The sequence below is a fragment of the Vibrio anguillarum genome (assembly GCF_001989995.2).
GTDB classification, from domain to species: domain Bacteria; phylum Pseudomonadota; class Gammaproteobacteria; order Enterobacterales; family Vibrionaceae; genus Vibrio; species Vibrio anguillarum.
This window is the reverse complement of sequence record NZ_JAHGUP010000080.1, coordinates 1-7,118: the sequence shown is the minus strand read 5'-3', so window position 1 is coordinate 7,118 and position 7,118 is coordinate 1. Positions and strand designations below refer to the sequence as shown.

General features: G+C 37.4%; 9 protein-coding genes. 1 reads left to right on the top strand and 8 read right to left on the bottom strand.

Translation table 11 applies throughout. From position 1 onward, the window contains the following. Positions 1-414: 414 nt before the first annotated feature. The 6 genes from PL85_RS16040 to PL85_RS18890 all read right to left on the bottom strand — a co-directional run bounded on the left by PL85_RS16040 (position 415) and on the right by PL85_RS18890 (position 4,945). A complete protein-coding gene (locus tag PL85_RS16040; RefSeq protein WP_115340103.1) occupies positions 415-783 on the bottom strand; it encodes a VOC family protein in 369 nt (122 codons plus the stop codon). 241 nt (positions 784-1,024) lie between these two features. Then, complete coding sequence (locus tag PL85_RS16035; RefSeq protein WP_115340102.1) at positions 1,025-1,537, bottom strand: hypothetical protein; 513 nt, start codon at positions 1,535-1,537, stop codon at positions 1,025-1,027. Between the two features lie 1,367 nt (positions 1,538-2,904). Continuing rightward, entirely contained in the window at positions 2,905-3,396 is a 492-nt protein-coding gene (locus PL85_RS16030; protein ID WP_115340334.1) for a GNAT family N-acetyltransferase, read from the bottom strand. A 174-nt stretch (positions 3,397-3,570) separates the two neighbouring features. Then, the gene (gene brnA, locus PL85_RS16020; protein ID WP_115340100.1) at positions 3,571-3,813 is read right to left on the bottom strand and encodes a type II toxin-antitoxin system BrnA family antitoxin; all 243 of its coding nucleotides are present in this window, start codon (positions 3,811-3,813) and stop codon (positions 3,571-3,573) included. Beyond that, positions 3,800-4,066, bottom strand: a complete 267-nt coding sequence (locus PL85_RS16015; protein WP_010320360.1) for a BrnT family toxin — start codon at positions 4,064-4,066, stop codon at positions 3,800-3,802. The genes brnA and PL85_RS16015 overlap by 14 nt, the downstream gene beginning before the upstream one ends. Before the next feature lie 189 nt (positions 4,067-4,255). Further along, positions 4,256-4,945: a super-infection exclusion protein B gene (locus tag PL85_RS18890; protein WP_115340098.1), complete on the bottom strand. Its 690-nt coding sequence runs from the start codon at positions 4,943-4,945 to the stop codon at positions 4,256-4,258. A 180-nt stretch (positions 4,946-5,125) separates the two neighbouring features. Between PL85_RS18890 and PL85_RS16000 the strand changes: the two genes are divergently transcribed. After that, positions 5,126-5,338 (top strand): hypothetical protein, encoded by a 213-nt coding sequence (locus PL85_RS16000; protein WP_115340097.1) that lies wholly within the window; start codon positions 5,126-5,128, stop codon positions 5,336-5,338. A gap of 130 nt (positions 5,339-5,468) precedes the next feature. Here PL85_RS16000 and PL85_RS15995 read toward each other — a convergent pair whose 3' ends face one another. Further along, positions 5,469-5,798 carry a hypothetical protein gene (locus PL85_RS15995; RefSeq protein ID WP_115340096.1) on the bottom strand — a complete coding sequence of 110 codons (330 nt, stop codon included), beginning with the start codon at positions 5,796-5,798 and terminating at the stop codon, positions 5,469-5,471. A 191-nt stretch (positions 5,799-5,989) separates the two neighbouring features. Continuing rightward, positions 5,990-7,042, bottom strand: a complete 1,053-nt coding sequence (locus PL85_RS15985; RefSeq protein WP_115340095.1) for a ParA family protein — start codon at positions 7,040-7,042, stop codon at positions 5,990-5,992. Positions 7,043-7,118: the final 76 nt, after the last annotated feature.

The window sequence follows — 7,118 nt, the reverse complement described above, 5'->3', positions numbered from 1 at the left end:
TTCAGCAACAAACCAAGCTTTTGAATCAGGAAAACTCAACGAGCGAAAACTTCAGCAAGTGCAAAATGCTCGATAAACTTGCCCTTTCCACACTTTGCGCCCGCTAAACTGACAACGCGCCAACGCTAAAACCAATTGAGGCAAACAAAGAAATTTGCCTGTTTTACGGTTTGAGTTAACCAAGAATTTGAGGGTAAAAATGCTCATTTGCCGACAACACAAAACGAATGGCCGGAGAAATCTAAAAAGATTGAACTCCTAAATTTCCCTGAGTTGCATAACGCCGCGTTAAGTGGCGAGCAACGCCAACCACCTTACCTAAACCATTGTGACATAAACACTTAACCTGAAGAAAGCCGAAAGCGCCAAGCGTTGGGAGTCCGTCTTAAACGCTTTGTTATATGCGTGCTAAAGCTACATTATGACTGCTTCAATTTTGTTTCCATCCAGATCTCGAATAAATGCAGCATAATAGTTTTCACCATACTCAGGTCTAAAACCCGGCTTACCTTCGCATGTACCACCTAGTTCAATTGCAGTGGTATAAAACTGTTCAACAGACTCTTTAGAAGGGGCATTGAAAGCTATATGTGAACCATTACTTGAAGTCGCTTTCCCCTCACAAGGATTACCAACCCAAAACTCAAAGTTTTCACCATAAGCAGCAGCAATATTTTCGATATAGTGAGCACGTTTGATGAATAATGTAGAAAGAACCGAATCGTAAAATTTAACGGCTCTCGCTACATCAGAAGTACCTACTGAAACGTGATTTAAAATCATGTTGATGTCCTTTTTATTGTTAAAGTCCGAAAGATTTTTATCGCATTCTAACAACACCACCCATAACTGTATATAAAAACAGTATCACTAGGGATTGCCAGGTAGTTCAAAGCATATAACGCCGCGTTAAGTGGTGAGCAACGCTACCACCCAACCTAAAGCATTGCGCCATAAACACTTAACTTGAAGTAGAAGCAAAAATGCCAAGCGTTGGGAATCCCTCTTAAATTGTTTGTTAGGGCTAAATTTCCAATGTTGGAAGTTCAACATTATTAATTAGCGCTCTTAGTCTCAGAAAGTGCTTTTTGTTTACCTTTCCAACTAACTTTCGACTTCTATATAACTCTCCCGTGCCTAGGTGCATAACCACATTCTCATCGTAATTATGTGCATGTGGCGAGGAAGGGAAAGGGTCAACGTCATCTTGGTGTACGTCCCAAACTTCACCCTTAATTTTATACTTCTTCTTGGTGAGTTCACGTTCAATCCCACCAGGTAAAACACTATCTTCATCGCGTAGAACTATACGTTCTAATATTGGGGTGCAAGTATCTAAGTAACTAGACGATGAAATAAAACTGTGAATTATATTTTCATCCAAAGGTGGCTCGATACCCTCCTTGTCAAGTGCATCGACTAATTCTCCGACCTCAATTACACATTTGTATTTGGCTTCCAAATGGAAAACGAAATCTTCACCAATGCCCATGAAATCGACTAGCAACATGACTTTGTTCATATTCATACTTTCCATAGAAACTATCCTTTTTAGCCCTAACGCTGCATTAAGTGGTGAGCAACGCAGGTTGTGAACCTTAACTCTTGCTCGGAACACCGAGCGTTGTGAATCCGCTTAAATGCTTTGTTAACCCTCTGTGTGGCGAGGTTGTTGTTAGCCACACAAACATAACCTTATGTCACTAACGTGACGAAATTAAATTAACTTCTCATAAGGAGAAATATTATGTATGTAATTACTACCGACAATAAACTGATTGAAGTTAAGGGTAATTTTACATCACAGCTAAAACCTAATAGTGTAAAAGCTGTGATTATTACTAACCCCCAAAACCCATTAAATTCTTATGTGTCTGAGATTTTTCGATGGTGTGGGGATCCAGATTTTAAAGATGATTACGAAAGTATTCTTCAATGTGTCCAAGCTCTTCGACACGAATAGTCGGATTGAATTGATACTTATAATCATACTCAACTACTAAAACCTTCATTAAACAGGAGTCTACGTTAATTATATCTCCTACTCTTGGTAGGTAGTTGAAATGCATATCTGCGTCGAATATATCAACCCAATTATTGTTTCTTTTAGCTTCAAATCTTGTAAGGAATACAGTTTCTTTATTGCGGCTAATCATAATTTCAATTTCCTTTTGTTGTGTATTGGCACAACAACATAACACACCTTTGTTGTAAGGTTTGCGAGTTGTGTTGCATATACGTTTGTTAGAGATAAGATGGAAAATGGTCTTAGAGAGTTAGTTTTATTAAGGTTTTGGTAATTCTATTGGGTTAATCTCCTTTTCATTGTTGTTGATGAGTCCATACGTATTTGCGTCTGTTAAATGTGGCGGTAACCCTTTTACATAAGCAATACAACGTAGTCGTTCATCTTTTATGTTTTCACAGAACTTGGTATGTCTTCGATATGTAATTAAACTTACTATGAGTCTAAAGAAACCTAAGAGTCCGTTAATAACGTGTTTAGGGATGGAAAACAAAACTAGTAAATTTTCTATAAGAACCTCCTTGAGGAAAGTTAGGAGGTGTGTATTGACAAGATAACTTGGGGAAGCTATAATGTCAGCGTTAAGTATTTATTACACACCTCTTCGTTAAAGTTATCCAGAGAAGCGCCAACTTCTCTGGGTGATTTATACAACAATTAAAACTCTCTAAGCCATTTTCCATCTTATCTCATTTGTTTTTAAATGACAATAGCCACCTATGCAACAAAATAACCTCGCGCATGAATGTGTGAGAGGGTTAACGCCGCATTAAGGTGTGAGCAACGCTACCACAAAACCTAACCATACCACCGTAAACACAAAACCCAACGATGGAATGAAAAATGCCAAGCGTTGGGAATCACTCTTAAATGCTTTGTTATAAAGCAATTTTTTCGTATTGATAAATATGGTCTGCGTACCATTTACCGCCGATTTCATAAGCGTCTGGGATGATTTCTTTAAGCGAAAATCCACATTTTGTTAATACTTTCTCAGAACCAATATTACCCTCAGTTACGACCGCATTAAATGATTGAATACCTTGTTCTTCGGATGCCCATTTAATCAGAGCTTTTAGAGATTCAGAGCCGTAACCTAACCCGTGATATTTAGCCTGAAATAGAAAACCAACTTCGGCTACGCCATCACGCATACGAAAACCAGTAACACCAATTTTTTCGCCAGTTTCATTCAAAGTTATGGTTAAGCACAACCAATGTTCAGAAGCTTTATTCCACACAGGGAGCCGAGAATTGAAGTTTTCCTCAATTTCCTTAAATGATGGCTCATCAAAGCAGAAGTTGATTACCGCAGGATCTCGATTTAAAGATTGGTATAAATCCCAATCGTCCGCTGTGATTTGAGTCATTTCTAGTCTATCAGTGCCAATTTTCAAACTCAGAACTCTCCTTGCTTTATAACGCCCGCTTAAGGGGCAGCCAACGCTAGTACCAACTTTCCGCATAACACCGTAATCACAAAAACCAACGCATAGTAAAAATGCCACGCGTTGGCTGTCCCTCTTGAAGCGTTTGTTAGCCGTTTAGTTTGAAGTGTGGTGATGAGCTACATTTTCAAGCCTTTCAGCTAGCCAAATCTTGATAATCGACTGTCGTGTAACACCTACTCGGTTAGCTTCACGATCTAGTGAATCTAACATCCATGCAGGGAAATCAACATTTACCCGTTTCTGCTTTTGCATTGGACGCTTAACTTTAGATAAATCTATATCACCTAAAATGTCATCGTCACTTTCAAACTTGGCATCAAACTCATGCGCTTTCATATAAGTTCACCTCCGCTTTACGTGAACGTCTGACTGAAATGATCCTAATATTTAGTCCACGGTATGTAATGACGCCAGACCAATGCTTACCATTTAACATGCCGATGACCAAATACCTAGGTTCATCACTTGTGTTTGCAGGGATCTCGATAAGATCAGAGTCATTCCACAAACCTTGAGCTGTATAGAAATCAATTCCATGTTTCTCAAAATTTGACCTGCTTTTATTTTCATCAAATTCGAATTTCGTCATGAGTAAAAATTACACCCTTTTTACTCATTTTGCAACTTACACTTTGGCTAATGATTGTGAAAACGGCTAACGCCCTGTTAAGGTGTGAGCAACGCAATACAAAAGCCGCCGCATACCATCTAAAACACAAAACGCAACGCATAACAAAAATGCCAAGCGTTGCGAATCACTCTTAAACAGATTGTTATGTTACAAGTGCTTAATTTGCCGCCCAATTTCTAATGCCTTGCTCTGAATAGTTTTGTAGATTTCGATTCTCTCCACCCACTCGGGTCTAGCAACATGGTTTATCGCGTCAAAATCAACCTCATTGAGGTAATCAATTGCCCTATCATCAATCCGGAATTTACCAACACGCCCAGTGATATCCGTTTGATAAGCATGATTGCTCACCTGTTTTATGACACCTTTCTTTATCAAACCCATCACTGTAGCGTCGTCAAAGCAAAACTCTTCTGTATTTTTCTGTGAGATAAAAAACTCCCTCAGTACCGATTTTTCATAGTTATCAAGTCGTTCCAATATTCTCTGATACCTTTCATTTTCTTTTACTTCTTCTTTTTTCTTATCTTCTTCTTGCTGAGCAACCTCTGCTGCAATACGTTCTTCTTCTAATTTTCGTTCTACTTGCTTTTGTCTAAAGTCTCTAGATTGCTTGACGTAGATGAAAACACTTTCACCTAAAAAGATAACACTCATACCAAATGTGATTAGGAAAAATATACCAATCCACATTGAATATAGTTCTTTAAATGAAAGCAGCCCCAATTGCTGTAACATTTCATCATTTAAGAAAAGCAACATACCGCTAACAATGGCACCTAAAAAATACGTCTTCTTAGGTAGCCTCAAAGCGCTAGTAATTGTTGATATATCCACATTTTCTCCTTTGTAACATAACGCTGCATTAAGTGGTGAACAACGCAAGTTGTGAACCTTAACTCTTGCTCGGAACACCGAGCGTTGTGAATCCACTTGAATGCTTTGTTAGTTTTATCAAAGGTATCAATCAACCAACCAATTTAATTGTAATAAAATTAAACATATAAAGAGGAAGCTATGAACAAAGACCTTTTACGTGAAATTCAAGATCCAGACGGTGAGCTTGGTTTAACATTCCCAGAGTACTTAAGAAGCTTAAAGATTCAACGTTATGGAGAAACCAAACGTCTTCAGCAAGTTTCTCTACAGCTTCAGACAATTTTACGCAATTACTATGAAGCATCTCAAGACTTGGAAACAATTGCTGATCTTCTTGAGAAACGTGAGTAGTGTAAATTACAAACATATTAATTTTCCTTGTGATTATTCATTAAACTAGGAGGTACTCATCATGAGACCACTAAAAGAGATACAGGGAACCACAGCGTTCCATCTATTTGTGTTTTTGGGTTTACCCTTATCATTCTTTATCCTTGGGGTCGAGATTGGCCTTTTGGGGTAAAAACATTATAAAAATGCTACTGAAAAACCAAGTAAAGCTTATCAAGTATATATCACCCAAGTACTTTGTTAATTGTGATGCAGTCTCCAATAGGTCTATATCTTCTCTTCCTTTTGTGAGATAGGATATTGCCATGTCCCATGAAACTGCAGATGAAAATACTATAAAACAAGCACCGAAAATAAGAACTATTATAGATTTATCAAAAGTGTCAGGATTGTAAGATTTGAGGGTGAATGTCCCTCCGATAAGAAAAGCGCATATAGTAATAATTTCTGTAAGTGACATATTAATTTTCCTTATGATTATTAGTTGAAAAGTTTTTGTGTGTAAGTGGTGATGACTGAAACTAACGCCCGCTTAAGGGGCAGACAACGCTACTACTAATTTTCCGCATAACACCGTAATCACAAAAGCCAACGCATAGTAAAAATGCCACGCGTTGGCTGTCCCTCTTGAAGCGTTTGTTATGTTAATTTTTAGAGTTTTTGAACCAAGCTAACAATTGCCGCCTTACATTTATCTCTTTGTTCTTTAGCAACTTGGATTTTTTCGCCATAGACTTCATAAGTATGCCTGTCCATTTTACTTAAAGGTAAACCTTGGTTTGCTGCGACTACACCTGCACTATTAAAATCACGAAGTTCTATGCTATAAGCCTTTTCAAATTCATCTAAGTTATTTACGTTAGTACTAAGACTTTCAAATTTATCTGGATTTCTCACGAACTCAGAATACATTTTATTTATAGCTTCATTCGATAACGCCTTGAATGCATGTGCCGCACCAACCTTTTGAGTAAACCTATTTCCTAACAAGAATGATATTTTAGGCAAACTTAATCCTTGATTTTTTGCTTTCGTTGCAAATGTATATTTACCATAAACAGGGTGACTTATTGACGTACCCCAAATGAGATTGAATAGACCTGTTATCGCAAATATTGAGGAATCATCAGCATTAATAGGAACAAGTAATTTCTCTCCCCCAACAATGGCCAACTGAGTATATATTGCGAAACTTGGATTAGTATCAATAAAATATGTACAAGGTCTAGCAGAATCTAATCTTTTTTCAGTTAAAATACGAATTATTGAATGAATTTTAATCCAAGGATTATCAGATGCAGATAAAGGAGTTGCCTCTGCACGTTCTGATAATAAAGGAGCAATTAACTCAAGATTACCATCACCAGAAATAAGAAATATATTATTGCTAACATTTTTATTTATTTCACAAAGCCTTGTAATATATTTATTTAAGTCTGCATCCCCTTTAAGGGTAGCTTCGGTAATGTACCCAACAATACTCTGAGGCTCATCCTTGGATATCAACTCTTGCAGTTTTTCTTCACTTTGCTTACCGCCACCCATCAACATTGATGATGAATTTGCTTGGGGGCACATATCTATAACGATAACGTCACGATCTGGATTTTCCTCAGCATAAACAGAAGCAACATGGAAAGTTATCGTACTCTTTCCTACTCCACCTTTATTGTTCCACATTACGTAACTTTTATTCTTTGACATTTATTATTCCCTCTTTTTTAACTAAAACTAACCAACATATTAATTAACATAACGCTCGGCTAAGGGGTTGACAACG

Coding starts and splice junctions, on each gene's coding strand:
- PL85_RS16000 (WP_115340097.1), top strand. CDS start 5,126: ATGAACAAAGACCTTTTACGTGAAATTCAAGATCCAGACGGTGAGCTT.
- PL85_RS16035 (WP_115340102.1), bottom strand. CDS start 1,537: ATGGAAAGTATGAATATGAACAAAGTCATGTTGCTAGTCGATTTCATG.
- PL85_RS15985 (WP_115340095.1), bottom strand. CDS start 7,042: ATGTCAAAGAATAAAAGTTACGTAATGTGGAACAATAAAGGTGGAGTA.
- brnA (WP_115340100.1), bottom strand. CDS start 3,813: ATGAAAGCGCATGAGTTTGATGCCAAGTTTGAAAGTGACGATGACATT.
- PL85_RS16015 (WP_010320360.1), bottom strand. CDS start 4,066: ATGACGAAATTCGAATTTGATGAAAATAAAAGCAGGTCAAATTTTGAG.
- PL85_RS16040 (WP_115340103.1), bottom strand. CDS start 783: ATGATTTTAAATCACGTTTCAGTAGGTACTTCTGATGTAGCGAGAGCC.
- PL85_RS15995 (WP_115340096.1), bottom strand. CDS start 5,798: ATGTCACTTACAGAAATTATTACTATATGCGCTTTTCTTATCGGAGGG.
- PL85_RS16030 (WP_115340334.1), bottom strand. CDS start 3,396: ATGACTCAAATCACAGCGGACGATTGGGATTTATACCAATCTTTAAAT.